25 protein-coding genes and 1 pseudogene are annotated in these 26,709 nt (G+C 67.0%); 11 read left to right on the forward strand and 15 right to left on the reverse strand.

Features of this window, described 5'->3' with window-relative positions:
- Positions 1-152 precede the first annotated feature (152 nt).
- Positions 153-1,061 carry a LysR family transcriptional regulator gene (locus M4J39_RS19360; protein ID WP_251730128.1) on the reverse strand — a complete coding sequence of 303 codons (909 nt, stop codon included), beginning with the start codon at positions 1,059-1,061 and terminating at the stop codon, positions 153-155.
- A gap of 146 nt (positions 1,062-1,207) precedes the next feature.
- Between M4J39_RS19360 and M4J39_RS19365 the strand changes: the two genes are divergently transcribed.
- A complete protein-coding gene (locus tag M4J39_RS19365; protein WP_251730129.1) occupies positions 1,208-1,522 on the forward strand; it encodes a hypothetical protein in 315 nt (104 codons plus the stop codon).
- A 368-nt stretch (positions 1,523-1,890) separates the two neighbouring features.
- On the opposite strand, the gene M4J39_RS19370 is transcribed toward M4J39_RS19365, so the two are convergent.
- A complete protein-coding gene (locus tag M4J39_RS19370; protein WP_251730130.1) occupies positions 1,891-2,502 on the reverse strand; it encodes a 5'-methylthioadenosine/S-adenosylhomocysteine nucleosidase in 612 nt (203 codons plus the stop codon).
- A 386-nt stretch (positions 2,503-2,888) separates the two neighbouring features.
- On the opposite strand from M4J39_RS19370, the gene M4J39_RS19375 reads away from it, so the two are divergent.
- On the forward strand, positions 2,889-3,689 hold the full coding sequence (locus tag M4J39_RS19375; protein ID WP_251730131.1) for a TIGR02391 family protein: 801 nt from the start codon (positions 2,889-2,891) through the stop codon (positions 3,687-3,689).
- Positions 3,690-4,281: 592 nt separating this feature from the next.
- On the opposite strand, the gene M4J39_RS19380 is transcribed toward M4J39_RS19375, so the two are convergent.
- A complete protein-coding gene (locus M4J39_RS19380; protein WP_251730132.1) occupies positions 4,282-4,713 on the reverse strand; it encodes an Rrf2 family transcriptional regulator in 432 nt (143 codons plus the stop codon).
- A gap of 94 nt (positions 4,714-4,807) precedes the next feature.
- Here M4J39_RS19380 and M4J39_RS19385 point away from each other — a divergent pair, with 94 nt between their 5' ends.
- The 5 genes and pseudogenes from M4J39_RS19385 to M4J39_RS19405 all read left to right on the forward strand — a co-directional run bounded on the left by M4J39_RS19385 (position 4,808) and on the right by M4J39_RS19405 (position 10,254).
- Complete coding sequence (locus tag M4J39_RS19385; protein WP_251730133.1) at positions 4,808-5,785, forward strand: alpha/beta fold hydrolase; 978 nt, start codon at positions 4,808-4,810, stop codon at positions 5,783-5,785.
- 110 nt (positions 5,786-5,895) lie between these two features.
- Positions 5,896-7,251, forward strand: a complete 1,356-nt coding sequence (locus M4J39_RS19390; RefSeq protein WP_251730134.1) for a mechanosensitive ion channel family protein — start codon at positions 5,896-5,898, stop codon at positions 7,249-7,251.
- A gap of 110 nt (positions 7,252-7,361) precedes the next feature.
- A pseudogene (locus M4J39_RS19395) lies at positions 7,362-8,274 on the forward strand (DMT family transporter).
- 142 nt (positions 8,275-8,416) lie between these two features.
- On the forward strand, positions 8,417-8,980 hold the full coding sequence (locus M4J39_RS19400) for a GNAT family N-acetyltransferase (protein ID WP_251730135.1): 564 nt from the start codon (positions 8,417-8,419) through the stop codon (positions 8,978-8,980).
- 203 nt (positions 8,981-9,183) lie between these two features.
- Complete coding sequence (locus M4J39_RS19405; protein WP_251730136.1) at positions 9,184-10,254, forward strand: Abi family protein; 1,071 nt, start codon at positions 9,184-9,186, stop codon at positions 10,252-10,254.
- Between the two features lie 50 nt (positions 10,255-10,304).
- On the opposite strand, the gene M4J39_RS19410 is transcribed toward M4J39_RS19405, so the two are convergent.
- The 6 genes from M4J39_RS19410 to M4J39_RS19435 all read right to left on the reverse strand — a co-directional run bounded on the left by M4J39_RS19410 (position 10,305) and on the right by M4J39_RS19435 (position 14,971).
- On the reverse strand, positions 10,305-10,751 hold the full coding sequence (locus tag M4J39_RS19410; RefSeq protein WP_251730137.1) for a DNA-binding protein: 447 nt from the start codon (positions 10,749-10,751) through the stop codon (positions 10,305-10,307).
- A 118-nt stretch (positions 10,752-10,869) separates the two neighbouring features.
- Entirely contained in the window at positions 10,870-11,373 is a 504-nt protein-coding gene (locus M4J39_RS19415; RefSeq protein ID WP_251730138.1) for a hypothetical protein, read from the reverse strand.
- Positions 11,374-11,561: 188 nt separating this feature from the next.
- The gene (locus M4J39_RS19420; protein WP_251730139.1) at positions 11,562-11,972 is read right to left on the reverse strand and encodes a DUF1801 domain-containing protein; all 411 of its coding nucleotides are present in this window, start codon (positions 11,970-11,972) and stop codon (positions 11,562-11,564) included.
- 74 nt (positions 11,973-12,046) lie between these two features.
- Positions 12,047-12,277 carry a hypothetical protein gene (locus tag M4J39_RS19425; RefSeq protein WP_251730140.1) on the reverse strand — a complete coding sequence of 77 codons (231 nt, stop codon included), beginning with the start codon at positions 12,275-12,277 and terminating at the stop codon, positions 12,047-12,049.
- Positions 12,278-12,305: 28 nt separating this feature from the next.
- On the reverse strand, positions 12,306-12,506 hold the full coding sequence (locus M4J39_RS19430; RefSeq protein WP_251730141.1) for a PRC-barrel domain-containing protein: 201 nt from the start codon (positions 12,504-12,506) through the stop codon (positions 12,306-12,308).
- Between the two features lie 77 nt (positions 12,507-12,583).
- Complete coding sequence (locus M4J39_RS19435; protein WP_251730142.1) at positions 12,584-14,971, reverse strand: phosphoketolase; 2,388 nt, start codon at positions 14,969-14,971, stop codon at positions 12,584-12,586.
- Positions 14,972-15,066: 95 nt separating this feature from the next.
- Between M4J39_RS19435 and M4J39_RS19440 the strand changes: the two genes are divergently transcribed.
- Positions 15,067-15,537: a hypothetical protein gene (locus tag M4J39_RS19440; protein ID WP_251730143.1), complete on the forward strand. Its 471-nt coding sequence runs from the start codon at positions 15,067-15,069 to the stop codon at positions 15,535-15,537.
- A gap of 696 nt (positions 15,538-16,233) precedes the next feature.
- Here the strand turns inward: M4J39_RS19440 and M4J39_RS19445 are convergent.
- The 4 genes from M4J39_RS19445 to M4J39_RS19460 all read right to left on the reverse strand — a co-directional run bounded on the left by M4J39_RS19445 (position 16,234) and on the right by M4J39_RS19460 (position 20,928).
- A complete protein-coding gene (locus tag M4J39_RS19445) occupies positions 16,234-17,520 on the reverse strand; it encodes a hypothetical protein (RefSeq protein ID WP_251730144.1) in 1,287 nt (428 codons plus the stop codon).
- Positions 17,521-17,582: 62 nt separating this feature from the next.
- Positions 17,583-18,785, reverse strand: a complete 1,203-nt coding sequence (locus tag M4J39_RS19450; protein ID WP_251730145.1) for a caspase family protein — start codon at positions 18,783-18,785, stop codon at positions 17,583-17,585.
- Positions 18,782-19,945, reverse strand: coding sequence for a hypothetical protein (locus M4J39_RS19455; RefSeq protein WP_251730146.1), 1,164 nt, complete (start codon positions 19,943-19,945; stop codon positions 18,782-18,784). Before M4J39_RS19455 ends, M4J39_RS19450 begins: the two co-directional genes overlap by 4 nt.
- A gap of 89 nt (positions 19,946-20,034) precedes the next feature.
- On the reverse strand, positions 20,035-20,928 hold the full coding sequence (locus M4J39_RS19460) for an AraC family transcriptional regulator (protein ID WP_251730147.1): 894 nt from the start codon (positions 20,926-20,928) through the stop codon (positions 20,035-20,037).
- 96 nt (positions 20,929-21,024) lie between these two features.
- On the opposite strand from M4J39_RS19460, the gene M4J39_RS19465 reads away from it, so the two are divergent.
- Positions 21,025-21,789, forward strand: coding sequence for an SDR family oxidoreductase (locus M4J39_RS19465; protein ID WP_251730148.1), 765 nt, complete (start codon positions 21,025-21,027; stop codon positions 21,787-21,789).
- Positions 21,790-22,184: 395 nt separating this feature from the next.
- Here the strand turns inward: M4J39_RS19465 and M4J39_RS19470 are convergent, their stop codons facing one another.
- Together M4J39_RS19470 and bla are read right to left on the reverse strand one after the other, a co-directional pair.
- Positions 22,185-22,619 (reverse strand): CBS domain-containing protein, encoded by a 435-nt coding sequence (locus M4J39_RS19470; protein ID WP_251730149.1) that lies wholly within the window; start codon positions 22,617-22,619, stop codon positions 22,185-22,187.
- Between the two features lie 116 nt (positions 22,620-22,735).
- Entirely contained in the window at positions 22,736-23,614 is an 879-nt protein-coding gene (bla, locus tag M4J39_RS19475) for a class A beta-lactamase (protein WP_251730150.1), read from the reverse strand.
- 219 nt (positions 23,615-23,833) lie between these two features.
- Between bla and M4J39_RS19480 the strand changes: the two genes are divergently transcribed.
- The gene (locus tag M4J39_RS19480) at positions 23,834-24,400 is read left to right on the forward strand and encodes a putative glycolipid-binding domain-containing protein (RefSeq protein ID WP_251730151.1); all 567 of its coding nucleotides are present in this window, start codon (positions 23,834-23,836) and stop codon (positions 24,398-24,400) included.
- Positions 24,397-25,314: an arginase family protein gene (locus tag M4J39_RS19485; RefSeq protein WP_251730152.1), complete on the forward strand. Its 918-nt coding sequence runs from the start codon at positions 24,397-24,399 to the stop codon at positions 25,312-25,314. Before M4J39_RS19480 ends, M4J39_RS19485 begins: the two co-directional genes overlap by 4 nt.
- The last annotated feature ends 1,395 nt before the right edge of the window (positions 25,315-26,709 follow it).

Genomic DNA, 26,709 nt, shown 5'->3' on the forward strand with positions numbered 1-26,709 from the left:
AACCGAGTTTTCGAGGTTTCAGTTGAGGCGCGCTCAATTATGTCCGTCCGCTTGATCTGGATGCATCCAGATCAAGCGGGTTTCGGCCTGACCGGCCGGCGCCCGGTCGGGCGCTTCCGCTTCCATCGGGTTCCGCCCGGAGGGGCGGCCCCTCAGGGACGCGGTGTCTCAGGGAAGGCGGCGGCCTCGGCGGCGGCGAATTCGGCCTGGAACCAGCGCAGGGTGGACATGTGCAGCGCCGAGGTCTGGTCGGTGCGCCAGAGCAGCGCCCAGGTGCCGTCGCGCTTGTAGAGGCCGAGCGGCGCCACCAGCCGTCCGCCGGCGATGGCGTCCCACACGGCGGGGCCGGGCGCCAGCACCGCGCCGACGCCGGCCTCGGCCGCCTTGATGGCGAACAGCAGCCGCTCGAAGCGCAGCATGGGGCTGTCGGGCAGCGCGTGGCCGCTTTCCATCGACCAGTTGGACCACATGGCGGTGGGCCAGACGGTGGTGAGCCGCTGCACGGAGAGGATGTCCCCGGGCGCGCCGCCCTCGGGCAGGATCTCCGGGCTGGCCACCGGGCCGAAGGTTTCCGGGCCGAAGACGTGGCGCGCCATGCCGGGAATGGCGATCTCGCCGCCGACCACCACGTGGATGTCGATGGAACGGTCGGTGGCGGTGGGGTCCTTGTTCCAGGCGACGACGTCGATCTCCGTGCCCTTGAGGCGCTTGAGCAGCCTGGGCAGGCGCGGCAGGAACCAGCGGACCAGGAAGGTGGCCGGCGCGGCGATCACCAGCCGGTCGCGCTGGCCCGAGCGTTCGGCCGTCTCCACCGAGCGGACGATGCTCTCGAAGGCGGCGGCCAGCGACAGCGCCAGCCGCTCGGCCGTCTCGGTGAGGATCAGCTTGCGATGGGCGCGGATGAACAGCTCGGTCTTCAGCGCCGCCTCCAGCGCCCGGATCTGCTTGGATACCGCCCCATCGGTGACCCCCAGCTCCATGGCCGCCAGCCGCACGCTGCCAAGCCGCGCGACGGCTTCGAACACGCGCAGGGCCGAGAGGTGATCGAGGGGATCGAGCATGGGGGACGCGTGTTCCGGGGCAGGCGGGAAAGGGCCGCCAGTCTAGGCAAGGGGCGGAGGGATGGGAAGGGGCGACGGTTGGCCGATTGCGCGGACATCGCCGGTGGCCTTAGGGTGAAAAACAATACCGGAAGCGGCAGGCAGCGATGAGCGACTTGTTCTCACCGTCCCACGTCACGCACGACACCGACGACATCGCCCTCGTCGTCGAGGTGACGCTGCCGCAGATCTCAAGCTGGCTGATGCACCGCTTCGAAGACCCGCCCGAACACGTCCTCCAGCACATCCGCGACCCCGACCTGCTGAGGCAAGGGCTGGCGCCGCTCTATGGCGAGATGCGCGAGGGCGACAGCCTGTGGCTCTGCCGAAGCCGAGTGGGTGCCGGGCCGCACGGGCACGAGGGGGTTGGGCTGGTTCGTGAGGGGCGGGCGGTGGTTTACGTGAAGGTGGTGCAGTATTGAGGGGGGAGGGGGAAGGGCTCCCCTCCCTATCACGCTGTCATCCTGGCGAAGGCCTCTTGAATTCGCGCGCGAATTCAAGGTGGACCTCGGGACGAGAAGGTGACGAGGGGCGTATCAGGCTCCAATGCAGGGCGTGCGATATCAGTCGAACGTGCTCGGAACACTATATCGGCCGATCGCCTTATCCTGCCTGAGGTCCACCTTGCATTCGCACGCGAATGCAAGCGGCCTTCGCAGAGGAGGACAGATTTATGGAAAGGATGCCGTGGGACAGGCGGCTCGGCTGCCCGGTGGGTGGTCGCCCTCCGTGAGGAGGCTGCCGGGGCGAGTGACGTTGAAGGCGCGCCGCTTCGCACGAACCGGCCGCCTCAGCCCAGCCCCACCACGTCCCCCGCCAGTATCCTGTCGACGATCTCCGCCAGCTTCTCGTCGATGATGTGGAGATACTCCGTCCAGTCGTGGAAGCCGGTGAGTTCGGTTTGGCCGTCGGAGATGCCGCGCAGGCCGAGGAGGGGAACGGCGAATTTTTGGGCGGCGCGCCAGAGGGCGAAGGTTTCCATGTCGACCATGTCGGCGTCGACGAGGTCGTAGGCGGCGCCGGAGACGACGTTGCCGCCGGTGGAGAGGCTGGCCTCCGGCACGCCGGGCACGCGCAGCGGCAGGGGGATGGTGGCCGGCAGGTCGAGGAGCGGCGTGGTGCCCCTGGCAAAGCCGAGGGGCGAGGCGTCGATGTCGCGATAGGCGATGGACGCCACTTGGTAGACCTCGCAATGCTTCAGCTTGCGCGAGCCGGCCGAGCCGAGGCTGACCACCAGCTTCGGCAGGTCGCCGCGATGGGCGCGGGCGGCGAGTTCGGCCGTGAGGTTGACGGCGGCCTCCACCGGGCCGACGCCGATCATCACCGGCCTGATGCGCGCCCGGAGGCCGGGGCCGTATTCCTGCTCGGCGGCCATGGCAAACAGTATCGACGTTCCGCGCATCCTCAACCCCTTTGGAGACTATCCGGCAAGTGGCGGGACGGTAGCCGAAATCGGCCGGCGTCGCGAGCCGTCGATGCGCCGAGGCCGGCGCCTTTCACCGGGGCGGTTTGCGCGCCGCGCGACCACCCGCGCCGTGCTCTCCTGTAGAAAAAGACGATGCCTCGTGAAAACGACGGCCGCATTTCGGATGATATACTATTGAAGCACTCGTTCTTTATGGAACAGCGGGCATACTTGCCACGTTAAATCATTGTCCGATGAGAGTCTGATCCGAATCTCTACTGGTGCTTGCGTCTGGTTTCGTTCCTTTCGCTTGGCGCCGGTGGGGTCGAGTTGGATTCCGAGAATGTTTTCAGTCGCGGGCGGTTCAGCCAAGGCGAGACATCATGCCAACCTTTACCCAGACCCAATTGGAAGCCATAGCCGGCGCGCTCGGCGACACGCCCGGCGGTTTGACCGAAGGCGAGATTTCGGTCCTGTTCGAGATGGCCAGCATTCCCGACCCCGATGCGGGGCTCGAGACGCGGCAGCGCCTCTTCAACGCCTTCGCCGACGTGCAGACGACGCGCAACGACCGCACGCACATCCTGGCCTTCATCTGCACGGCCATGCGGCCCGAGCGCTTCGCCAAGGAGCCCGAGCGCTTCGAGGCGATGCGCGACAACGTCAACCGCGCCCTGGCGCTGGCCGGCCTCGTCGTCAGCGTCGACGGCAAGCTGGAGGCGGTGCGCGAGGCCTCGAAGCTCAGCGAAGCCACCCGGCGGGCGCGCGAGCTCAGGGCCGACCTCACCTATCGCGACGCCCACCCGGAGGTGATGCGCTTCTGCCAGCAGGAGCTGTTGGCCGACAGCTATTTCCCGGCCGTGCAGGAAGCGGTGCGCGGGCTGGCCGACAAGGTCCGCCGCCGCACCGGCCTCGACGGCGACGGGCCCGACCTCGTCGACCGGGCATTCTCGGGCGACCCGCCGCTGCTGGCGATCAACACGCTGGCGAGCGAGGGGCAGGCCGGCGAGCAGATGGGTTTCGCCGAGCTCCTGAAAGGCCTGTTCGCCATGTTCCACGACCCGGCCGAGACCGAGCCGCGCCCGCACTGGCACATGAGCCGGGAAGACGCCGAAGACCTCCTCGGCCTCATCTCGCTCATCCACCGCCGCATCGACGCGGCCAACATGCCGCGGGTGATGTAGGGGGAAGGGGGAGCGGGGATCAGGGAGCGCGATATCGGCGTCGCGCCTCTTACTGCCCGAGGTCCTGCGCCTAAAGCGTAGGGTGGCGATTTATATAAAGGGAACAAAGAGATAGATCGCTACACGTGGGTGCGCGGCGTTCTGCCCGTCATCGGGGGCGTAAGATGCGGTGGCGGGGTTCGATAGCGGTGTATCCCATTGTTCCGTATATATAAATTGTCATCCTTGCGAAGGCGAGGACCTCAGGACGAGAAGTCGCATTAGCCCCTATCACGCTCAATGAAACGAGGGGAGACCGATATCAGCCGCTCGCTCCATCCTGCCTGAGGTCAACCTTGAATTCGCGCGCGAATTCAAGAGGCCTTCGCAAGGATGACAATTTATATATATGGATCAGTCTGTTGCCGCTCGAACACTTCCCTTGCGGCAGCATCCCGTGGGCGCGCGGGCCATCGCGGCCTATGAGTGCGCGCCACTATCCGATTGTCTCATCAACATAGACTGTCCCTCGCGAAGACCGCTTGAGTTCGCGCGAACTCATTGTGGACATTAGGACGGTAGAGCGATCAGCTGATATCAGCCCCCGGGGGCTTCACGCCTCGCCCTTCGCCGTCGCCATGGCGGTGCGGGCGATTTCGGCCAGGGTGGTGGTGGCGTAGATTTCGACGAGGCGGGCTTCGGCGGCGGCGTGGGCGGCGGTGAGGACGGCGTTGGAGGCGCGCTCGACCGGGCAGGAGGGGTGATCGCTGGAGGTGGCGGCCGGCAGGATCGGGCCGGCGTCGAGCGCGCGCTGCACGTCGAGCACGGTGATCTCGTCGAGGCCCTTGGCCATCTTCCAGCCGCCGCCGCGCCCGCCCTCGGAGGCGACGATGCCGTGGTCGCGCAGGGCGCCCAGGGTGCGGCGCACCACCACCGGGTTGGTGTTCAGCATCTCGGCGATGCGCTCGGAGGTCTCCCGGCCGCCGAGCAGCGCCATGTGAACGAGCACGTGCAGCATGCGCGCCAGCCGACTGTCGCTTCGCATCCCCATCGCCTTTCCGCAACAATTGAAGTTACGCTATCTTGACTCTCCTGCCTTTCTGTAACACCATTTGTTACGGAAAGAAAGGAGCCGTGCCATGCGCGAGACGCTGATCGACACGCGGACCATCTCCATGAGCCTGATCGAAGCCGGCGAGGGGCCGCTGGTGCTGTTCTGCCACGGCTTTCCCGAGGGCAAGCGCGCCTGGCGCCATCAGGTGGCGGCGCTGGCGGCGGCCGGTTATCGGGCCGTGGCGCCGGACATGCGCGGCTATGGCGGCAGCGACGCGCCGGCGCGGGAAGACCAGTACACGGCGGTGCATGCCGTCGGCGACATGGTGGCGCTGCTCGACGCGCTGGGCGAAGCGCAGGCGGTGATCGTCGGCCACGACTGGGGCGCCACCGTGGCCTGGCAGGCGGCCCTGATGCGGCCCGACCGCTTCCGAGCCGTGGCGGCGCTGGGCGTGCCGATGATGGGCTTGCCGCCGCTGCCGCCGTCGCGGATCTTCCCGAGGAGCGAGGAGGCGCTGTTCTACACGCTCTATTTCAACGGGCCCGGCGTGGCCGACGCCGAGTTCGCCCGCGATCCGCGCCTGACGCTTGCCAAGATCCTCCACGCGGCGAGCGGCGAGGCCGGCCCGCGCCACCCCGGCGACGACACGCCCAACCCCTTCGGCATGGTGCGGCGCGCTGCGGGGCTTCTCGCCGATCTGCCCGAGCCGCCGGCGCTGCCGGCCTGGCTGCCCGAGGATGAGCTCGACCTCTTGGCCGAGGCCTTCGCCGCCAGCGGCTTCACCGGCGCGCTCAACTACTATCGCAATCTCGACCGCAACTTCGAACTCCAGCAGGCGAAGGCCGGGGCCAGGGTGGACGTGCCGGCGCTGTTCCTGATCGGCGAGCGCGACACCGGCCTTTCCATCCCCGGCATGGCCGACATCATCGCCGCCATGCCCGCCCTGGTGCCCGACCTTCGCGGTTCCGAGGTGATCCCCGGCGCGGGCCACTGGCTGCAGCAGGAGCGACCGGAGGCGGTGACGGATGCGCTGCTGGCGTTCCTGAAGGGCTTCGAGGGATAGGGGAACCATGATCGTCGCCAGCCGTTCCCTCCGAAACCGGGACGAGCCACCGGCAACCGCCGCCGACCGGACGGCGCCCGGAGGCGGCAGCCGCGCGGCGGGAGAAGGCGATGCGCCCCACTGGAGGACCGGGTGAATGGCGTGATCGATCCGGCCGGGCGGGCGGCCGGGTGGCGCGCGCCTGCCGGCGGATGGCGGCTTTCCCGGCGCTTCTCGTGGGACTCATCCTTCTGGCCCTGCTCGTCGGTGGCGCGGCGGCCCAGGACGACCGGGCGACGGTGCGGCTCGACGGAGAGCCGCTCTTCGCCCTCAGCGGCACGGACACGCTCGACGCCGACCAGCGGGCGAGGCGGGTGGAGCAGCGGCTGGCGGTGCTCGTCCGGGGGCTGGAGGCCAACCCGGTGGCCAGGATCGAGACGGCCGGCGACGAGCGGGTGATCGTGGTGTCGGGGGTGCGGGTGACCACCGTCTACCCCATCGACGCCGAGGACAACCTGACGGAGATCGACGGCCTGGCCAGCCGCTGGGCCTCGGCGATCGAAAAGGGGCTGACGGCGGCCATCGCGCGGCGGACGGGCTTTGCCGGCAGCTTCTTCGCCGACACCTTCGGCGCGCTGCAGACGGTGCTGTCGCGCGCCGGCAGCTCGGCGGTCAAGGTGGTGCCGAAGCTTTTGGCCGCCGCGCTTGTCATGGGTGTTGCCATCCTGCTGGCCACGCTGGTCAACCGCGTCCAGCGCTTCATCTTCAAGCGGCGCATCACCGACCGGACGCTGGAAAACCTCATCCGCCAGCTGTCCTATTACTCGCTGATCCTGCTGGGGGCACTGGTGGCGGCCGACGCGCTCGGCTTCAGCCCCGGCGCGCTGGTCACCGGGCTGGGGCTGACCGGCCTGGTGTTGGGCTTCGCCCTCAAGGACATCCTGTCGAACTTCGTCAGCGGCCTCCTGATCCTGACCTTGCGGCCCTTCGAGCTGGGCGACCAGATCGTCGTCGGCGAGACGGAGGGCGGGGTGGAGCGTATCGAGCTCCGGGCGACGCAGATCCGCACCTATGACGGCCGGGTGGCGCTGGTGCCGAATGCCGAGGTGTTCACCTCGCGCATCGTCAACAACACCGCCGACCCGGTGCGCCGGGGCAACGTGCTGCTGCAGGTGGGCTACGACGTCAAGCTGGGGGCGCTGATCGAGCGGCTGCGCGCCTCCGTCGCCTCCGTCAAGGGCGTGCTGCCGGACCGGCCCGTCACGGTGCGCGTGGAAGACCTCGGCGCCAGCGCCATCACGCTCAACATCGGCTTCTGGACGGATTCGCTGCGGGCCGACTACAAGGAAACCGCCTCCAGCGTCCGCCGCCACATCGCCTCGACGATGGACGACATGGGCCTTCCCCGCCCGCAACCCGACCTCTGGCGCATCGCGCCCGCCGCCCCCGACGACTGGGCCCGGATCTGGACGGCGACGGAGCGGTAGGCAGGGCTTCGCGCGCCTGCCCACGGCCGACGGTTCGACCGTGGCCGAACCATCCGGGCGGCGAATGGGGCTAGATCCACCCTGCAAGAGGCTCGGTTGCGGGGGAGAACATGACCGGAGAGACACGCCCGTCGACGGAGCTGGCGCTCTTGCTGCTGTTGTCGACGCTGTGGGGCGCTTCCTACGGCTTCATCAAGGTGGGGGTGGAGACCATTCCGCCGCTGACGCTGATCGCGGCGCGCACGCTGATCGCCGGGGCGCTGCTGATGGTGGTCATGCGCTGGCGCGGCCTCGCACTGCCGCGCGACCGGACGACGTGGGGGCGGTTCGCGGCGCAGGCCTGCCTCAACAGCGTCGTGCCCTTCACGCTGATCGCCTGGGCCGAACAGACCACGGACGCCGGGCTGGCGGCCATCCTCAACTCGACCTCGCCCATCTTCGCCTTCCTGCTGACCGCGCTCATCATCCGGCACGAGGCGGTGACGGGCCGCAAGCTGTTCGGCGTCGTCATCGGGCTGGTCGGCACGGCGCTGATCGTCGGCGTCGAGGCCCTCGGCGGCCTGGGGCAGCAGCTCCTGGCGCAGCTCGCCATCGTCGCCGCCACGATCTGCTACGCGGGGGCGGCGATCTTCGGCAAGTCCTTCAAGGGGCTGCACCCCATGGCGCCGGCCGCCGGATCGCTGCTGGCGGGCGCCGTCATTCTGCTGCCGGTCAGCCTGGTGGTGGACCGGCCGTGGACGCTGGCGCCGACGGCGGCCTCCGTCCTGGCGCTGCTGGCCCTGTCGGTGTTCTCGACGGCGCTGGCGCTGACCATCTACTTCCGCCTGGTGCGGACGCTCGGCTCGGTCGGCGCCACCGCCCAGCTATCTCCGGGTGCCGATCGGCGTCGCCATCGGCGTGCTGTTCCTCGGCGAAACGCCGAGCGCGACGGCCTGGGCCGGGCTGGCGTGCGTGCTCGCCGGCGTGGTGGCGATGACGCTGCCGGGGCGGGGACGCAAAACGCGAGCCGGCAATGGCGGGTGACGCAGCCGCTTGCCAATCCCCGTCGCCGGCCCGCCGCATCCGCCGCTTCCCCTCGGCAAATGCCTATGAAGCAGACAAACTCTGGTTTGTATAGTCGTTTGGTTTCAATCAAACTGGGCGTGTGGCATGGAGGCCCACTGCGATGACGATCTTGGCGACAAACCCGGTGTTGGTGAGGCCGACGCTCGACGCGCTCGGCGGCTATGAGGACGCGCTCGCGAGGGGCTGGGCGCCCGACCCGAGGCGCACGGGCGACGCCGCCTACATCGCGGCCGAACTTGACACCCTCAGGGCCGACCGGGCCGGCTATCTCGCCCGGCTCCTCACCTTTCCCGCCCCGGCGGAAAGCGACTCGCCGACGACGCCGGTCAACCATGCCCTCTGGATCTTGGACGGCGAATTCGCCGGCAAGGCCGACCTGCGCTTCGTCCCCGCCACCGGCGCCGTACCGGACGGCGTGCCCGGCCACGTCGGCTACTCTGTGGTGCCGTGGAAGCAGGGCAAGGGCTACGCGACCGCCGCGCTGCGGGCGCTGATGACGTTCGCCAGAGCCAAGGGCCTCACCGAGTTGCACATCCTCTGCAACGTGGAGAACACGGCCTCACGGGCGGTCGTCGAGAACGTGGGCGGGGAGGTGGAGCACGTGGGGTCTCACCCGTCGGACCGGCCGGAGCAGATGAAGGTGTATTATCGGGTGAGGGTTTGAGGGGCGTAAGCACCCGCGAGGACCACACGCAAAGGTTTATCGAGGGTTGAGAGACAAAGCGGTTGAAATCAGGAAGCTATGTCGCCACAAAGAAAAACACCAGGTGGGGCTCGCCCGACCTGGTGCTCTAATCTGATGTCGACGGCGCATAGCAAAAGCCAGTGGGGCCAGTTCGACTGCTCTGAAGGGTATGTACCGCCGCGATGGCCGAAAGTCAAGTTCCATACCCGTACGATGCGGCAACGATTGCTTCACTCAAGGCATCGCTTTCTGAGCCAAGGTTCAAGACATACCTTACGAAAGCCAGCGGGAATGAGGCCTTTGCTTTCGCGCTATACCTTTATAACGCAAGATTGGCGAAGTCGTTCCTGTTTCCTCTGAGCGTAGCGGAAGTGACTTTGCGCAATGCCGTGGATGGCGTCTTGCTTCAGCTCTTTGGGGATACCTGGCATCAGGATGCAACGTTTCGCAATACGGTCCTGACGCAAGAGAGCTTGGATGCTTTGGATAGGGCGGTAAAACGAGCTCAGTCGACCGCGCGCGGCAAGGTGATCGCGGAGCTCACCTTCGATTTCTGGTCCAATCTGTTTCGCAACGAGTACGCGGGCCTTTGGCGAACAAAGGCCAATATCGCCTTCCCTGGTCTTGCCCATGGCGAGGGGCGACGTGAAATCCAGTTGCTTGTGAAAGAGATCAACCGCTTCCGAAACAGGGTCGCGCATCATGAGCCCATTCTGGACATGAACGTCCCCGATCTGCATTCCAAAATCATCAAGCTGGTGGAACTGCGCTGCCAAATCACGGCTGACTGGATGCGGCATCATTCAACCGTAAGCGTCGCGATGCGTACCCGGCCAAATCTGGCGGGATCCGCGCCTGTCACGTTGGCGAGCAGGGCCGATCCAAGGTTCGAAATCGTCGAGCCGACATCCAAGCTGGTTCACCTTGCGAGAGAAGAGACGCAAGCAAACGCAGCATTCATTTGCATGGAGAAGGGCAGCGTTGTCGGGGCGTTCACGCACCGGCAGCTTGCGCTTTACCTGGCGACCAAAGCCCAGGAAACGGGCGGAATGATCGACCTGAACGACCACGCCGTAGCGGACATCTTGAACGATCCTGCGGTCACCGATGGCTTTCGGCCAATGCCGGCGGGATCGTCGTTCCTCGATGCCGTCAAGACACTGAAAGAACCGAAGACCCGTGTCGTCGTCGCCGTGAACCCGGATGATGGGGCGCCTGTTGGAGTCATACTGCGAACCCACAGGCGATACTGAGCGACAGCCGCGCGATGGCGGTCGATGGCGTGTAGACCGCGACCGGTGGTTCAGAGGCCATGGTTGACGATGAGGTCCTCCGTGTCCTCGGCGAGGGCGTCCATCGCCTTCTGCCGGGCGTCGAGCCGCGCCTTCAGCGCCAGCACGTCCTTCAAGGCGGCGCGGCGGTGCTTGCCGACGTAGCGAAACGGCAGGTCGCCGCGATCCATGCGCAGCACGACGAGCGGCCGCGACATGCCGAGAATGGCGGAGGCTTCGGTCGGGCTCAGCTCCTGGTCCTCGGTGAGGATCGCCACGCGCTCACCGCTCAGCAAACGGTCGATCAGCGTCTCCACCGCGTCGGCGGCGGCGGCCGGCAGCGCCAGCGTTTCGCTGCGCCCGTTGCGACGGCGGACATGCAGCTCCACCCGATCGCCCTCTCCGCGTTTCGGCAGGGGGGATACGGTCTGGTGATCCTGGTTCGATAGCCCGGTGAACCGGACGACATGGCGGGTCATGACGAAGTCTCCTGACCTCGACATGTAGTGTGGAAGCGGTGTAACTGCAATAACTGAAATGCGGTGGACGTTAGGGCTGCGGGTGATCTTTGCTGATTGGGGGAATGCGGGCGTGGTCCTACGTCCGCGCAGCAAGGGTTTGCCATGCCTCCCTATAGGGTTCTAGCCAACCCGGGCCGCATCCGATCATCAGCCCCTTGCGTTCGAAATCAGGGAGGAAGCGACGAAAATCTGTGTCGTTGCGCTCCTGCCCCTTTGCTCCGGGAGTCTTCAGCCAAGCTTGATGCGATCGGCTGATCACATCGGCGACAACTTCGCTCGGCACAACGAAACACGCTGGCGGGGCTGTCAGGGATGTCCCGAAATCGAGAAAGCAATAGAATAGTCTTGGGGAGCTAATCGACTCGTGCTTCTTGCTCATGTGCCAGCCGCCGTCGCTTCCCTTATCGACTCGTGTCTTGACCTGAACGGCGCAGAGCCGGTCGCCGATGTCGTCCGTTACTACTATATCGCAGTTGGGCACACCGACTGGCGCCAAAGCGGCGATGAAACCGTGGCGCAGCAACAGCGACATCACGTAGTGCTCGCCGGCGGCGCCAAGGAGAGTGGATGCAGCGACCAAGGTGTGTCTCCCTGGAACAGGGAACTGGGAAAATAGCAAAATAAGAATGGCGGAAGCTTTTAATGACTTCGGCGAAGCCAAGCCGCCATGTTGCAACATAGTCCTTCGCTAGCGCGATGGGTAAGCGAGTAAACAGTCTACCCGGCTGAGGCCGGCGCAGCTATCTGCAGCCATCGAAGCATTTTGACTTAGCTGCTTCCCGCCTTCCCCTTCCCCACGTTCACCGCCACTGCCGCCCTCACCAACTCCCTGAACGCCTCCTCATCCACCATCTCCCCCTCCCGAACATCGATCGCCCGCCGCGTCCCGCCGCCAAGCCCGGCATTGAACAAGCCCGCCGGGTCTTCCAGGGCGGCGCCGTGGGCGAAGGTGAGCTTCACGTAGGTCTTGTAGGCCTCGCCGGTGCAGAGGATGCCGGCGTGTTCCCAGGTGGGGACGCCTTGGGGGTTGGTGGGTTTGATCCATTTCACGGCTTCGACCACGTCGGGGTCGGCTTCGTGGATCAGGGCGCGGATGCGTTTCAGCGTTTCGGCCCGCCAGTCGCCGAGGCTTTCGAGCTTCAGGTCGATGAGGGCTGAGGGCGTCGGCTGGTCGGGCATGGTGTCCTCACAAGCGTTCCGCTTGAGCTGGGGGCCAGATCAAGCGGAACGGGGTTCGGTCAGCGCTTGTCCGGTCACTGCCAGTATGGCTCAACGCCGTAGTGGGCGTAAGCCTGATCGCGGGCCGGCACGCCGTCGTCGCTGGTCAGTTCGCTGATCGACGAGTGCTGGGCAGATTCGATCTGCTCCCTCGTGAAGGGCACCACGTAGCCGCCGGCATCGACGTTGTAATCCAGCGACGACCAGGGGATGACGCAGTATTTCTCGCCTAGGAGCCTGGCCCGAAACTCTACTGGGGCGGACATCTGGCTTTGTCTTCTGCGCTTCCGGTGCTCACGAACCGACGGCGCAGTATTTCTCGCCGATGTCGAGAAAGCCGCCGAAGCCGACGATGGCGAACATGACGCCGTTCGAGGCCTTCTTGAGCACGACGTCCTTGATCTCGCCGATCTGGTCGCCGCCGGCGCTGTAGACGTTGGTTCCGATGACCCTCGACGCCAGGATCGCGTCGGTGTGTCCGCTTGCAGTCGTCATGACAATCTCCTTTGACAGGGTGGATGAGAGACAACGAAGGCACGGGAGGATTGTTCCCGCTCCTGCTATCGGGGTGCTCACCCCTTGCCGCCCTCGGCCACGGCGCCGTGGGGCCAGGTCCAGTTGCGGATCTCCGGCATGTCCTCGCCGTGCTCCCGGACATGGCGCTTGTGCGCGCCGAGCCTGTCTTCGAGGTCGGCGATCAGCTCCGTGCCCTTCACGCCCAGGCCCCGCACGTGCCGGATGGCCGCCTGCGCCAGGTGGAAGCGGTCGAGTTTGTTCATCACCACCATGTCGAAGGGCGTCGTGGTCGTGCCCTCCTCGCAGAAGCCGTGAACGTGGAAGTTGGCGTGGTTGGCGCGCCGGTAGGTCAGCCGATGGATGAGATAGGGGTAGCCGTGATAGGCGAAGATGACCGGGCGATCCCTGGTGAACAGCGCATCGAAGGCCTCGTCGGTGAGGCCGTGCGGATGCTCGCTGTTCGATTGCAGCGTCATCAGGTCGACGACGTTGACGACGCGGACCTTCAGGTCGGGCAGCTCGGCGCGCAGGATGTCGACGGCGGCCAGCGTCTCCGCCGTCGGCACGTCGCCGGCGCAGGCCATGACGACGTCCGGCTCGCCGTCGAGGCCCGGACTGCAGGCCCAGTGCCAGATGCCGGCGCCGGCCTCGCAGTGTGTCTCGGCCTCCTCGGCGGACAGCCACTGCGGCGAGGGCTGCTTGCCGGCGGTGATGACGTTGATGCGGTTCCAGGTGGCGAGGCAGTGGTCCATCACCCATAAGAGGGTGTTGGCGTCCGGCGGGAAGTAGAGCCGCACCGTGTCGGCCTTCTTGTTGGTGATGAAGTCGGCGAAGCCGGGGTCCTGATGGCTGAAGCCGTTGTGATCCTGCCGCCAGACATGGGAGGTGAGCAGGTAGTTCAGCGAGGCGATCGGCGCGCGCCAGGGGAGTTGCCTCGAAACCTTCAGCCACTTGGCGTGCTGGTTCACCATGGAATCGACGATGTGGATGAAGGCCTCGTAGCAGGAGAACAGGCCGTGCCGACCGGTGAGCAGGTAGCCCTCCAGCCAGCCCTGGCAGAGATGCTCGGACAGCACCTCCATCACGCGACCCTCTCGGCCGAGATGGACGTCGTAGGGGCGGATCTCCTCCATCCACATGCGGTCGGTGGCCTCGAACACCGCGTCGAGGCGGTTCGAGGCGGTTTCGTCCGGACCCATCAGGCGGAAGTTCCGCGTCTCGGCGTTCAGCTCCATGACGTCGCGCAGATAGGCGCCGGCAATGCGGGTGGCCTCCGCCGTCCGGCCGCCCGGATGGGGCACGTCGATGGCGAAGGTTTTCCAGTCGGGACGGCGAAGGTCCTGCTTGAGCAGGCCGCCGTTGGCGTGCGGCAGCAGGCCCATGCGCTTGTTCCCCTCGGGGGCGAGGGCGGCGATCTCCGGCAGAAGGCGGCCGTCGGCGTCGAACAGCTCCTCGGGCCGGTAGCTGCGCATCCAGTTTTCCAGGATCTCGCGGTGCGCCGCGTCGCCCCGGGCGTTGGCGACCGGCACCTGGTGCGAACGCCAGAAATCCCCCACCTTCTTGCCGTCGACCTCCTCGGGGCCGGTCCAGCCCTTGGGGCTGCGCAGCACGATCATCGGCCAGCGCGGCCGCTCCCCGGACCAGCCGTCCGACCGGGCCTCGGCCTGGATCTGCCCGATGCGCGCGACGGCCTCGTCCATGGTCGCCGCCATCTGGCGGTGCATCGTCTTGGGGTCGCTGCCCTCGACGAACAGGGGATCGTAGCCATAGCCGGTGAACAGGCTTTTCAGCTCGTCGTCGCTCATGCGCGCCAGCAGCGTCGGGCTGGCGATCTTGTAGCCGTTGAGGTGCAGGATCGGCAGCACCGCGCCGTCGGTGGCCGGGTTGAGGAACTTGTTGGAATGCCAGGACGCGGCCAGGGCGCCCGTCTCGGCCTCGCCGTCGCCGACGACGCAGGCCACCATCAGGTCCGGGTTGTCGAAGGCGGCGCCGAAGGCATGCACCAGCGCATAGCCGAGTTCGCCGCCCTCATGGATGGAGCCCGGCGTTTCCGGCGCGACATGGCTGGGCACGCCGCCGGGAAAGGAGAACTGCTTGAACAGCTTCTTCATGCCCTGGGCGTCGCGGCCGATCTCGGGGTAGATCTCGCTGTAGCTGCCCTCGAGCCAGGTGTTGGCCACCATGGCCGGCCCGCCGTGGCCGGGGCCGCAGACGAAGAGAACGTCGAGATCGCGCGCCTTGATCACCCGGTTCAGGTGAACATAGATGAAGTTGAGGCCCGGCGTCGTGCCCCAGTGGCCAAGCAACCGGGGCTTGACGTGGTTCGCCGCGAGCGGCTCGCGCAGCAGCGGGTTGTCCATCAGATAGATCTGGCCGACGGACACGTAGTTCGCCGCCCGCCAGTAACGATCCATCATGTCGAGTTGCGCTGCCCTGTCGTTCATGACCTCGGCCTTTCATCTCTCGAATATTTGTCGGCATCGGGAACACATCGCCCCCGGAGGGATTGATGGTCTAGGTAGACCTTGAAAGGGAGCCGATGATGAGACCTACGCAGACGACCCCAACACCCCGCGACCACCGCCGGGCGACATCGTTCGGGCGCCGGTCCGTTGTTCCGTCCCGCCTGACGGGACAACCCCTTGGGCTGCCCGGCGTTCCATCACCGTCGGGGGAATCGGCCGCCTGGCCGTCCGCCCGCCGGGTGACCGTCGTCGCGGCGGCCGCCCTCCTGGGCTGGGCGGCAACGCTTGGCGCGGCGCCGGCGCAAGAATCCGATGGCAGCGGCGACATCCAGCCGGCGCGCCCCTGCGTGGCCAGGCCCGACGATCAGGCCAAGGGCGGCGAGGGCACCAACGCGGAGACCCGGCCGCAGGCGTCGCTGGACGAGTGCAACGGCGTGCTCGTGCCGCCCAAGGTCGGAGACCAGGAAATGCCGATGGATCCGCCCGACAAGGGCAAGACCCCGGTCATCCCACCGGGCGCCATACCGGCCCAACCGCCGGAGTAGCGGTTGTTGCCGGGCCGTCGGGGCATGGTCAGGGCCGCAGTGGCGCTATGGCATGCGCGCATCTGCGGCGAGAGGATCTAGGAATGGAAGGAAGGGGTGTAGCAGGCTGGCTTGGTTTTTGGAGACCGATATCGGCGTCGCGCTCCATCCTGCCTGAGGTCCTGGCCTTCGCCAGGATGACGGCATTATATATAGTGATGACAATCGGTTAGGTGGGGTCACTTGTACCCGGGGCAAATTCCCGGGCAAGCTTGACAAACTCCACCCAGAAGGCGACGGCAACATCCGCCAAGTCATTGAGATTGTGTAATCTCGCACCTGCGAGATCGGAAATATTGCACCTGCTTGCCCGGGAATTTGCCCCGGGTACGGGTCACTTTCATCGCGCTGTCATTCGCAACGCATGCCGCTCATGCGGCATCAAGCTGTATGGCGTGCACTCCAGCTGTTTCCTCTTTCTATCAAGTTGTCATCCTGGCGAAGGCCAGGACCTCGGGCAGGATGGAGAGCGACGCCGATATCGTGCTCCAAAAGCCGAGCCAGCCTGATATGGCTCTTCGATATCTCGTCCGCGCGACACTCGGTGATCGCCCGGCCGATGCCGCCCCCGGCCGAGATCGTCGTCGGCGGTCGCGGGTCTGATGTCCGCCATGGTGGCGCGTCCTCGGTGTTGGGCCGTGCGGGCTAGCTCTTGCTCTACGAACCGCATCCCCTGGCGAAGGAATGGAACGGGCCGCCGGGGATCTCGCGTCGCATCTCGCGTCCGAGGCGCGCCCAGAGGTCGTTCAGCAGCCTTGTCGTCTCGGCGGGCAGCCCGGTTTTCCGGTCACTGCCCCTGAGGATCGAGATCAGGTCCCTGAGCAGGCGGCGCGAGGGCAGGAACTGCGGCGGCCCGGCGGCGTGGATCCTTGCCAGCTTCGACAGCGCCTCTTTCTCGCCGCCGGTGCCGAACAGAATGTTCGCCCAGGCCCCGAGGACGATGGCGTCCGGCGACCACGGGAACCGGCTGGCGAGGTTTTCGACCCATCGCGCGCGCTTGTCGAGCCGCCGGTATTGCAGCAAGAAAAGGCCGGCGACCACGGCGGCTTCGGGGTCTTCCATCTTCCGTCTCAGCGTGTCGTCCGCCACCTTGAACGCTTCCTGGGACACGGCGTCGCGATCCCCGTAGTCTCGCCCGTTGAGCGCCTGAAGGAGCGCGTCGACCCTTGGATCGGCGGCGGAAAGGCGCCAGGAGAAATCCCAGCCTTGCGTGTCGCCGGGCGCCGCTTCCGAGCCGGTCGCGGGGTCGGCGTTCGACAGGACCAGCTGGGTGCCCTCGGCGAACAGCGGGAGCGCGAGGAACCTTGCGGGCGCGCCCTTTCGGAAGGCGGCAACCAGATGGATCTTCCTCTTCAGCGCAGGGTCGACGACAAAGCGCGAGGGAAAGACCAGCCGGGTGGCGTCGGGTTCGCGGGTGATCAGCGCGTGGTCGACGAGGTCGGAGCGGAGCCAGCGAGGGGTGGCGGCGTCCCAGCCATAGGTGCGGATGTCGATCGCTTTCGACTGCCACGCCGCCTTCCGCCGCTCTTCCTCCAGGTCCCGGTATCTGCTCAGCCTGCCCTCCAGACCCGCCGGGATGCCGAGTCCGGCGTATGCGGCTCCGGCAAGGATGTCCGGGAGTATGCCCGGCACCCGGCGCGGGCCGTTGCCGGAGAGGCCCCCAGGCGGGGCGGAGCTCGGGGGTCCGCCGATGGTTTGCCCGAGTTGGGCCGACTGCCCCTCGGACGAGGTTGCGATCAGCTGTTCAGGCGCCGGCATGTTCTGCTCGTCGGCGGCAACCGACAGGGCGTCTCCGGCGCTCACCGTGACCGGGATCTTCGTTCTGCGGCCGTTGGGCGACATGCCGGTCACCAGATAGCTGCCCGGTTCCAGGACGAGCGAGAGCGTCGGGTCGGCTTCGTTGAGGGTCTTGCTGCCACGGATCGCGAAGGTCCGGTCGAGCACCGTCACCTCCTGGAACGGCATCGCATTGGCCTTCTCGACCTTCAGAAATGCCTCGTCCGTCATCATATCCGCCTCAATGGCACGTCGTGACCTTCGCTGAACACGGGAACGGCGACCGTCTCCAGTCTGATGGCCGCGTCGATTTCGACGATCTCGCCCGTGGCCTCGTAGGTGGCGAAGTTGGGCGGCACCCAGGCGTGCAGTGCCGTGACGTTGGCAAAGCACGGCCTTCGTTCCTCCGCGAAGGCGGCGTCCTGCTGGGCCAGCCGAAGGGTGGCGCGCCCGAAGTCGAGCAGTTCCGCCTCGCGCACCCGCACCGGAAAGCGCGGCATGGCTTCGAGCTGGAGGATGGGCCTGTCGTCCCACGAGCTGTCGTCGTCGATCGGCCGGATGTCGGAATCGGGAATGCCGAGACCATACCGTCCCGCCGCCTCCACCCAGCCGCGCAGCCTTCCCGGCGAAATGCACCAGCCGTAGTGCGGCTTCGGCTGGCCGGCGCCGCCGTCGAGGCACTTGAGCAGCGAGGCGGTGAAATAGCCCAGGCCGTCCCTGGTCGCCTTCGCGACCACGCCCGGCGGCGTGGCGCGCAGCATGTAGACGAACCGATCCGGTTCATTGCGCGCCTTGGCGTAGTCCTCGACGGAGATCTCGCCGATGCGGCGGCCGGAGAAGTTGTCGAGCGAGGTGATGCCGGCTTCCAGCAGGTTGCGGCAGCAATCGGCGAACAGGAGGCTTCGCTTGTGCGCCTTCTTGTAGAGGTTGCGGTGCAGGTGATTGAGCGACAGCATGTTTCGCCATTGATCGTTCGCCCGTGCGCCCGCATCCTCCAGCAGGAGAATATGCTCTTGCGACTGCATGCCGTGGCTGCTGCCGAAGAAGACGGCGAGGTTGTTCGCATCGCTCTCGCAACGCGCCAGCCACGCTTCAAGGGCGACCTCGACGTTGTCGCCGGTCGCCGCGTCGACGTCGTCGTTCTCCCGCGTGGCCGGCGAATGCGGGCCGCGCGGAAACTGCGCCACCTTGCCGTCGGTCTCGCTGACGAGAAGCTCGATGGACCCGAGCGGCGGCACGAGCCGGTCGGCCGCCTTGACCAGCCACTCGGCCATGGCATGGGCGTTGTTGGGCGGGCTGGTCACGCCGGCGACCGAGCGCAGTTCCTTCATCAGCCTGTCGTTCGTCCCGTTCAGATACGGGAAGCGGCCCACGCCAATGACGATGGCGTGGGTTTGAGGGGCGTCGGACGCGCGGTGGAAGACCAGCGTCATGAAGCCTTCACCACGGACACGCCCATCTGCCTCAGCCGCTCGCGCAGCCGTTCGTAGAACTGGACCCGCGAGAAATAGGCGCTGTGGGCGTCGAGGATGCCGGTGCGACTGGAGAACATCATGTCCTTCACGCCGCCGCCGAACAGCGGCGAAGCCAGGAAGGAGAGGACGTCGAGCTCGTCGAGGACGTTGATCCAGTTCTCTGCGACCGCCAGCGACGGCATCGGCTGCATGCCGAGCAGGTTGATCTCCTGGAAGAAGCCGGGCTGCGAGCCGACCGTCACCAGCGCCTTGACCTTGCGGCCGTCCTTCAGGCCGACGCTGTCGCAGAACTGTCGGTCGCCGAGGCAGTCGGCCAGAATGACGCCGCCCATGCTGTGGCCGATGAGGACGATCTGATCGCCGCTGTCGACCGCCTTCGTCAGCGCGTCCTTCATCAGCTTGCGGATGGGTTCGCGCCCGGACCCCTCCTTGAGATAGCTGAAGACATCGCCGACGAAGGCCGCGACCTGGTTGTGCACCCGCTCGCGGCCGACGGCCAGCGCCAGGCGCCCGCCGGCGTTGAGAATGCGCTCCTCCAGGGATTTCGCGCCTTTCTTCAGCCAGTCGCCGACACCGAGCAGCTCGACGTTGGCGGCCGGTGCCGCCGCCTCACCGATCGACTGGGCGTAGAGCGCCGAGCGCTTGGTCAGTTCATTCAGAAACGCCTCGTCGGAGAGATCGCCGGCAAGCCAGGGCGGGTTTGGGTCCGCCGACGCATAGGCGGCGGCCATCCGGGCTTCCCTGACCAGATCGGCGGGAAGCGCCGAGTTGCCGCCCTCCTGCGCCTCGTCCAGGGCTTCGGCGTAAATGGCGTCCACGGTTTCGGGGAAATCCTCGCGCGCCAGTTCGATCAGGGATGGCGCCGGACCGTGGGCGGGATGCGGCGCGACGGCCAGCACCTCGACGCCGCCGGCACCGGGGTCGCGGTAGTCCGGCAGGCACTTGTAGCGCCCACCCGCCGGGTTCGCGCCGAACTCGCCCCAATAGGGGTTCTCGATCTTCGCGGTGTCGCCGAAGACCAACTTGCGAAAGCGCTCGGTGCGCTTTGCGACGGTCTTGTCGTAGTCGCCTCCCTTACGGTTGGCGACGCCATGAACGAATATGACGTAGGTCGACATCCGGCCCCTCCTCCTCATGTCGCGGGGCACAACTTATCACTAATGAACAACTAACGCAAAACGTGCAGTCTCGCGCCCCCTCCCGCGCGTCACGCCCCCCGCGCGTAGCGCGCCGGCGGCACGCCGACGTGCCTTGAGAAGGCGATGGTGAAGGTGCTGGCGGAGGCGTAGCCGGTGCGTTCGGCCACGTCGGCGACGCCGGCCGCGCCCCGGCGCAGCATGTCTTTCGCCAGCGCCATGCGCCAGGCCAAGAGGTAGTCCATGGGCGTGAGGCCGACGACGCGGCGGAAGCGCTCGAAGAAGACGGTGCGCGAGAGGCCGGCCTCGCGGGCGAGGTCGGGCACCGTCCAGGGGCGCGTCGGGTCTTCGTGCAGGCGGCGCAGCGCGGTGGCGAGGCGCTCGTCGGCGAGGCCGCGGATGAGGCCGGGCGAGGCGGTGGCGCCGGGTAGGGCGCGGAAGGCTTCGATCAGCAGCACCTCCAGGAGATGGGCGAGCACCACGTCGCGGGCCGGGCGGTCGGCGCGGGCCTCCTCGTCGACCATCTCCACCAGCGTCGAAAGGCGCGACGCGCCGCGCACGTGGATGAAGCGCGGCAGGAGCGACAGCAGGAGGGCGGTGTCGGCCGAGCCGAAGGCGCAATAGCCGACGACGAGGCGGGTGTCGGCCGGCCCGTCCGCCCGGCCCATGCGATAGTGGCGCGGCCCCAGCTCCACCGGCTGGGTGACGACGCCCTCGGGCGGCGGCGTCAGGCTGGTGGTGGTGAAGTCGTTGGCCGAGGGGATCAGCACGAAGTCGCCCTTCTCGGCGATCAGCGGCGGGTGGTCGTCCACCGCCAGGCGGCAGGCGCCGTCGAGCACGGCGGCATAGAAGGGGCGGCCGGCCTCGACGCGGGTGACGCGCCAGGCGCCGGCGGCCGAGACCAGCTTGGAATAGCGGGCACTCGGCTGGAGAAGGGTGACGACCTCGGCGAGCGGATCGGTCATTTCCGGACTTTCATAAAAGGATAGCGGACGATGCATCGTAGCACGTCCTGATGTTGCGATCTATTCTCAATCCATCGCAACACGAAAGGACATCCCATGACGACGGTCTTGATCACCGGCTGCTCCTCGGGCTTCGGTCTTGAAACGGCGGCGTATTTCCTGGAGCGCGGCTGGAACGTCATCGCCACCATGCGCAAGCCGCGCGAGGACGTCCTGCCGGCGTCGGAGCGGCTCAGGATATTGCCGCTCGACGTGACGGACGGGGCGAGCATCGCCGCCTGCGTGGAGGCGGCCGGGCCGATCGACGTGCTGGTCAACAATGCCGGCGTCGGCCTGCTCAATGCGCTGGAGGGCATTCCGATGGAGGCGGTACGGTTGGCGTTCGAGACCAACACGCTCGGCACCATTGCCATGGCCAAGGCGGTGCTGCCGCAGTTCCGTCAGCGAAAGGCGGGCGTGATCGTCAACGTGACGTCGACGGTGACGGTGGCGCCGCTGCACCTTCTCTCGGTCTACACGGCCAGCAAGGCGGCGGTGAACGCCTTCACCGAGTGCCTGGCGCTGGAAGTGGAGCCGTTCGGCATCCGCGCGCGCATCGTGCTGCCCGGCCGCGCGCCGGAGACTTCCTTCGGCCGGAACCACAGCAAGCGCATGCCCTTCGGCATCCCCGACGCCTATTCGGAGATCGCCGAGGGCGTGTTCGCCGAGTGGCGCACCTATCCGGCCGACCAGGTGACGCACGCAGGCGACGTGGCCGAAGCGGTGTGGCGCGCGGCCACCGATCCGAGCGCCCCCATGCGCATTCCGGCAGGGGCGGACGCCGTGGCGGCCATGGAGGGTGCCGAGCGCGTGCTGGCGTGAGGGAAGGGGGAGCGCGATAGCGGCGTCGCGCTCCGTTCTGCCTGAGGTCCTCGCCTGCGCAAGGATGACAATTTATATAGAGGAATCAGTTGGATAACCCGCGATCCGCGATGAGGAGCGCATCGTGCTGCCACATACGGAGGGGGAAACCTCAGAGGCGAGGCGATACGCTCTATCCAATTGTTCCATTTATATAAATTGTCATCCTTGCGTAGGCGAGGACCTCAGGCAGAAAAAGGCTCTGGGCTTCTATAGGACTCCCGTTACGCGTCCGCCATGTTTGCGCTCGCTTGATGCGAGCGGCCTCTATCCAGCTCCCTTCTTCGCTTCACCGCGGCTTTCCCCCGGCGAGCGCGAGGGGGCGGCAAACCCGCCCCCTCCGTGTATCGGCGCGGTCAGGCGCTCTGGCTGTGGTCGCCGCTGGGGCGGGAGATGTTGGTCAGGGCTTCGCCGGCGATGCCGTTGCCGGTGGTCACGGCTACGTCGCCGAGCGACAGGATGCCGACGAGGCGCTTGTCGCGGTCGATGACCGGCAGGCGGCGCAGCTGGACGTTGCCCATGTCGCGCGTCACCTCGTCGATCTCCTGATCGGCAAAGCAATACTTGACGTCGTCGGTCATCACGTCGCGCACCTTGGTGTCGGGGCCCTTGCCCTGGGCGATGGCGCGGATGGCAATGTCACGGTCGGTGATCATGCCGACGAGGCGTTTCTCATCGCTCACCGGCAGGACGCCGGCGTCGAGCCCCGCCATCAGCTGGGCGGCCTTTTCGATGGTTTCGTCGATGTTGGCGACGCGGACGTTGCGCGTCATCGCTTCGCTCACTTGCATGGCGGCCTCCTGGTTGTTTGCTGGGCTCGGGCCGCGCGGCTGGTCCGTCGCGGCGCCGAGTGCGGGGAACCGCCATCTCCAGCGAATGTTCCCGGTTTTGCCGGAAAAGGCTCCGGTCAGCCGAAGCGGGAGGCGATGATGGCGGCGGCGTCGGCGATCACCCTGTTGCGACCGGCCATGTCGAGCGTGGAGCCGGTGAAGTAGATCGAGGCCAGGATGGGCGCCTTGTCGGGCCGGTAGATGATGCCGATGTCGTTGCGCGTGGCGTGGCCGCCGCCGCCCGACTTGTCGGCCACCTGCCAGGTCTTCGGCACGCCCGCCTTGATCAAGGGGCCGGTGACGGTGCCCTCGAGCATCCAGTCTTCCAGCATCTGGCGCGAGGCCTTGGAGAGCGCGTCGCCGAGGAGCAGCGTATCGAGGTTGCCCAGCATGGCCCCGGGGGTGGTGGTGTCGCGCGGGTCGCCCTCGTCGGCGGTGTTGAGCGAGGGCTCGTCGCGGTCGAGGCGCGAGGTGGCGTCACCCAGCGTGCGGGCGTAGGCCGTCCAGCCGGCCGGGCCGCCTATCTCCTTCAGGATCAGGTTGGCGGCGGTGTTGTCGCTGACGCCGACGGCGGCGCGGCAGAGCGCCTCGAGGTTCATGGAGCCCTCGGCGACGTGCTCCTTGGCGACCGGGGCGTAGTCGAGGAGGTCGTCCTTGCCGTAGGGGATTGTCTTGTCCAGCGTCGTCTCGCCCCTGTCGACGGCGGCGAGCACGGCGGCGGCGGCCACCATCTTGAAGGTCGAGCACATGGCGAAGCGCTCGTCCGCCCGGTGGGCGAGGCGGGCGCCGGTGGCCTTGTCGAGCGCGGCGATGCCGAAGCGGCCACCGCCACGGCGTTCCAGCGCGGCGAAATCGTCGTCGGCGGCCAGCGCCTTGCCGGCGAGCGTCAGGCCGAGGCCGGCGGTGGCGGCGGCGCCGAGCAGCGTACGGCGGGTCGGGAAAAGGAGATCGCGCATCAATGCCTCTTGTTTGTTTTATCGATTCATGAAGCCCCGGCCGGCGATCCTGACCCCGGATGTGGCGGTTGTGGGGCGGGGCGTCGGGGTGTGGATGATGCGCGCGATATCCCCCGCGAAGCTTGCCGCCTCATTTTCCCGCAGCACCGGAGGGAAAAAGCGGTTCCCACTTTTGCCGGAGTTGCTTTAGGATTCATCCGGCAATCGCAGGAGACGCCGATGACAACTGCCGTTTGCTGGCGCGAGTGGGACGGCGAGGGGCTGGAGCACGGCGCCTTTCGCCTCGACGAGACCGGCCTGATGCTGGAAGGCGTGGTGGCTGGCACGCACGAAGGGGGCTATGGCGGCCACTATCTGGTGCGCGCCGACGCCGCCTTCCGCACCCGCGACGTGCGGATCGCCTTCGTCGGCGGGCCGGCGTTGCACCTCAGGGCCGACGGCGAGGGCGGCTGGCGGGTCGCCGCCGACGGGCGCCCGCTGCCAGAGCTCGACGGCTGCGTCGACGTCGACATCCGCATCACGCCGGCCACCAACGCGCTGCCGATCCGCCGGTTGATGCTCGACGTGGGCGAGAGCCGCGAGATCAGCGTTGCCTACATTCCCCTGCCCGACGGCGAGGGCGGCCTCGCCCCGAGGCGCGTCATGCAGCGCTACACGCGCCTCGACGGGCTCGGCCGCTATCTCTACGAGGGGCTCGACAGCGATTTCTCCGCCGAGATCGAGGTGGACGCGGCCGGTTTCGTGCTCGACTATCCCGGTGTATTCCGCAGATTGAGGCGCCCATGACCGATCCCATATCCTTCCTCGGCCTGCCGGGCCACCTTGCCGAGGGGAAGCCGCGCGCCATGATCTTCGGCGCCGGCCACGGCAGCGCCTATCCCGGCCGGCCCAGCCGCTCGGCCACGGCGGCGGCGGCCATCCGCGCCGCCAGCCAGGACGACGCGCCGCTGATCGGCCATTGGGATTTCGACCTCGGCGGGCCGCTGTTCGGGGGCGAGCCGGTCTCCTGCGTCGACATCGGCGACGTCGCCACGGTGGCCGAGGATGCCGCCGGCAACCGCGCCGCCATCGCCGCGCAGACGGCGGCGGTGCTCGACGCCTCCGCCGTGCCGATCCTCCTGGGCGGCGACGATTCCGTGGTGATCCCCTTCCTCGCCGGCTTCTCCGGGTATGCCGAGGCTCGCGGGCCGATCTGGGTGCTGCAGATCGACGCCCACATCGACTGGCGCGACGAGATTCAGGGCGAGCGCCACGGCTATTCCAGCCCGATGCGGCGGGCGAGCGAGATGGGTCACGTCGAGGGCATCGTGCAGGTGGGCATGCGCGGCGTCGGCAGCGCCCGGGCCGAGGAGATCGAGGCGGCGCGGCGCTTCGGCAGCCACCTGGTGACGGCGCGCGAGATCCACGCCGCCGGGGTGGAGGCGGCGCTCAGGCTGATCCCCGAGGACGCGCGGGTGGTGATCACGCTGGACTGCGACGGGCTCGACCCCGGCATCATGCCCGGCGTGGCGGCGCGAAGCCCCGGCGGCCTCACCTACACCGAAACCATCGACCTGATCGCCGGCGTCGGCCGCCGCGCCTGGATCGTCGGCTTCGATATCGTGGAACTCGCTCCGGATGCGGATGTCGGCAACGTCTCGGCGCTCACCGCCGCCCGGCTGGTGACGAACGCCATCGGCACGGTGGTGCGGCAGGGGTAGGGGGGTAACGCGCCGCGGGAGAAACGGCCGCATCCGTGAAGCGGCGTTCCCGTGCGCCCAGCTCGTCGCCGCCGAACTGTCTCCCGCCCCCATCAGGCTGCCGCCGCATTCGTCCAGCTATCTCCCGCTCCCATCAGGCTGCCTCTGCATCCATCCAGCGATCTCCCGCCCCCATCAGGCTGTCCTCCTCTGCGAACGCAGAGGATCTCGGGCAGGAAAGGGCGCTGAGGTGATATCGGGCGCCGGGGAAAGGAGCGTGATAGGGGCCAGGGAGATCCACCTTCCTGAGGTCCCCGCCTTCGCGGGGATGACAGGAAAATGATATAAAACAATAGCTTATGTGTATGGCGGTTCGCAGCTCGCGGTGCTCGCCGCTGCCGAACTGTCTCCCGCCTCCATCCAGCTGTCCTCCTCTGCGAATTCAAGGTGGATCTCAGGCAGAAAGGGCGCCGACGGTGATATCGGCTCCGGGGAGAGGGAGCACGATATGAGCGGGGAGGTCCACCTTCCCGAGGCCCTCTGCTTTCGCAGAGGGTGACAGGAAATGGATATGAAACAATAGGTTATCGGTGTGCTGGTTGCGGTTCGCGGTTCGTGGTGCTCGTCGCTGCCGAGTTGTCTCCCGCCCCCATCAAGCTGCCTCTCCGTCCATCCAGCTAACTCCCGCCTCCATCCAGCTGTCCTCCTCTGCGAAGGCGGCTTGAATTCGCGAGCGAATTCAAGGTGGATCTCAGGCAGAAAGGGGCGCCGACGGTGATATCGGCTCCGGGGAGAGGGAGCACGATATGAGCGGGGAGTTCCACCTTCCCGAGGCCCTCTGCTTTCGCAGAGGGTGACAGGAAAGGGATATGAAACAATAGGTTATCGGTGTGCCGGTTGCGGTTCGTGGTTCGTGGTGCTCGCCGCTGCCGAGTTGTCTCCCGCCCCCATCAAGCTGTCCTCCTCTGCGAAGGCAGAGGATCTCAGGCAAGAGGGGTAGGGAGGGTGATATCGGGCGCCCGGGAAAAGGAGCGTGATAGGGGCCGGGGATCTCCACCTTCCTGAGGCCCTCTGCTTTCGCAGAGGGTGACAGGAAAGTGATATGAAACAATATCTTATGTGTATGGCGGTTCGCAGCTCGTGGTGCTCGTCGCTGCCGAGTTGTCTCCCGCCCCCATCAAGCTGCCTCTCCGTCCATCCAGCTAACTCCCGCCTCCATCCAGCTGTCCTCCTCTGCGAAGGCGGCTTGAATTCGCGAGCGAATTCAAGGTGGATCTCAGGCAGAAAGGGGTAGGGAGGGTGATATCGGGCTCTGGGGAGAGCGACTGTCTTGTCGGTCAAGCGTTTTGTTCGCGCCATGGTTGATTGTCCCGGATGAGGGCGTTGAGGATGGTGATGAGTTTTCTGGCGACGGCG

Source organism: Pleomorphomonas sp. NRK KF1 (assembly GCF_023721755.1).
GTDB lineage: Bacteria > Pseudomonadota > Alphaproteobacteria > Rhizobiales > Pleomorphomonadaceae > Pleomorphomonas.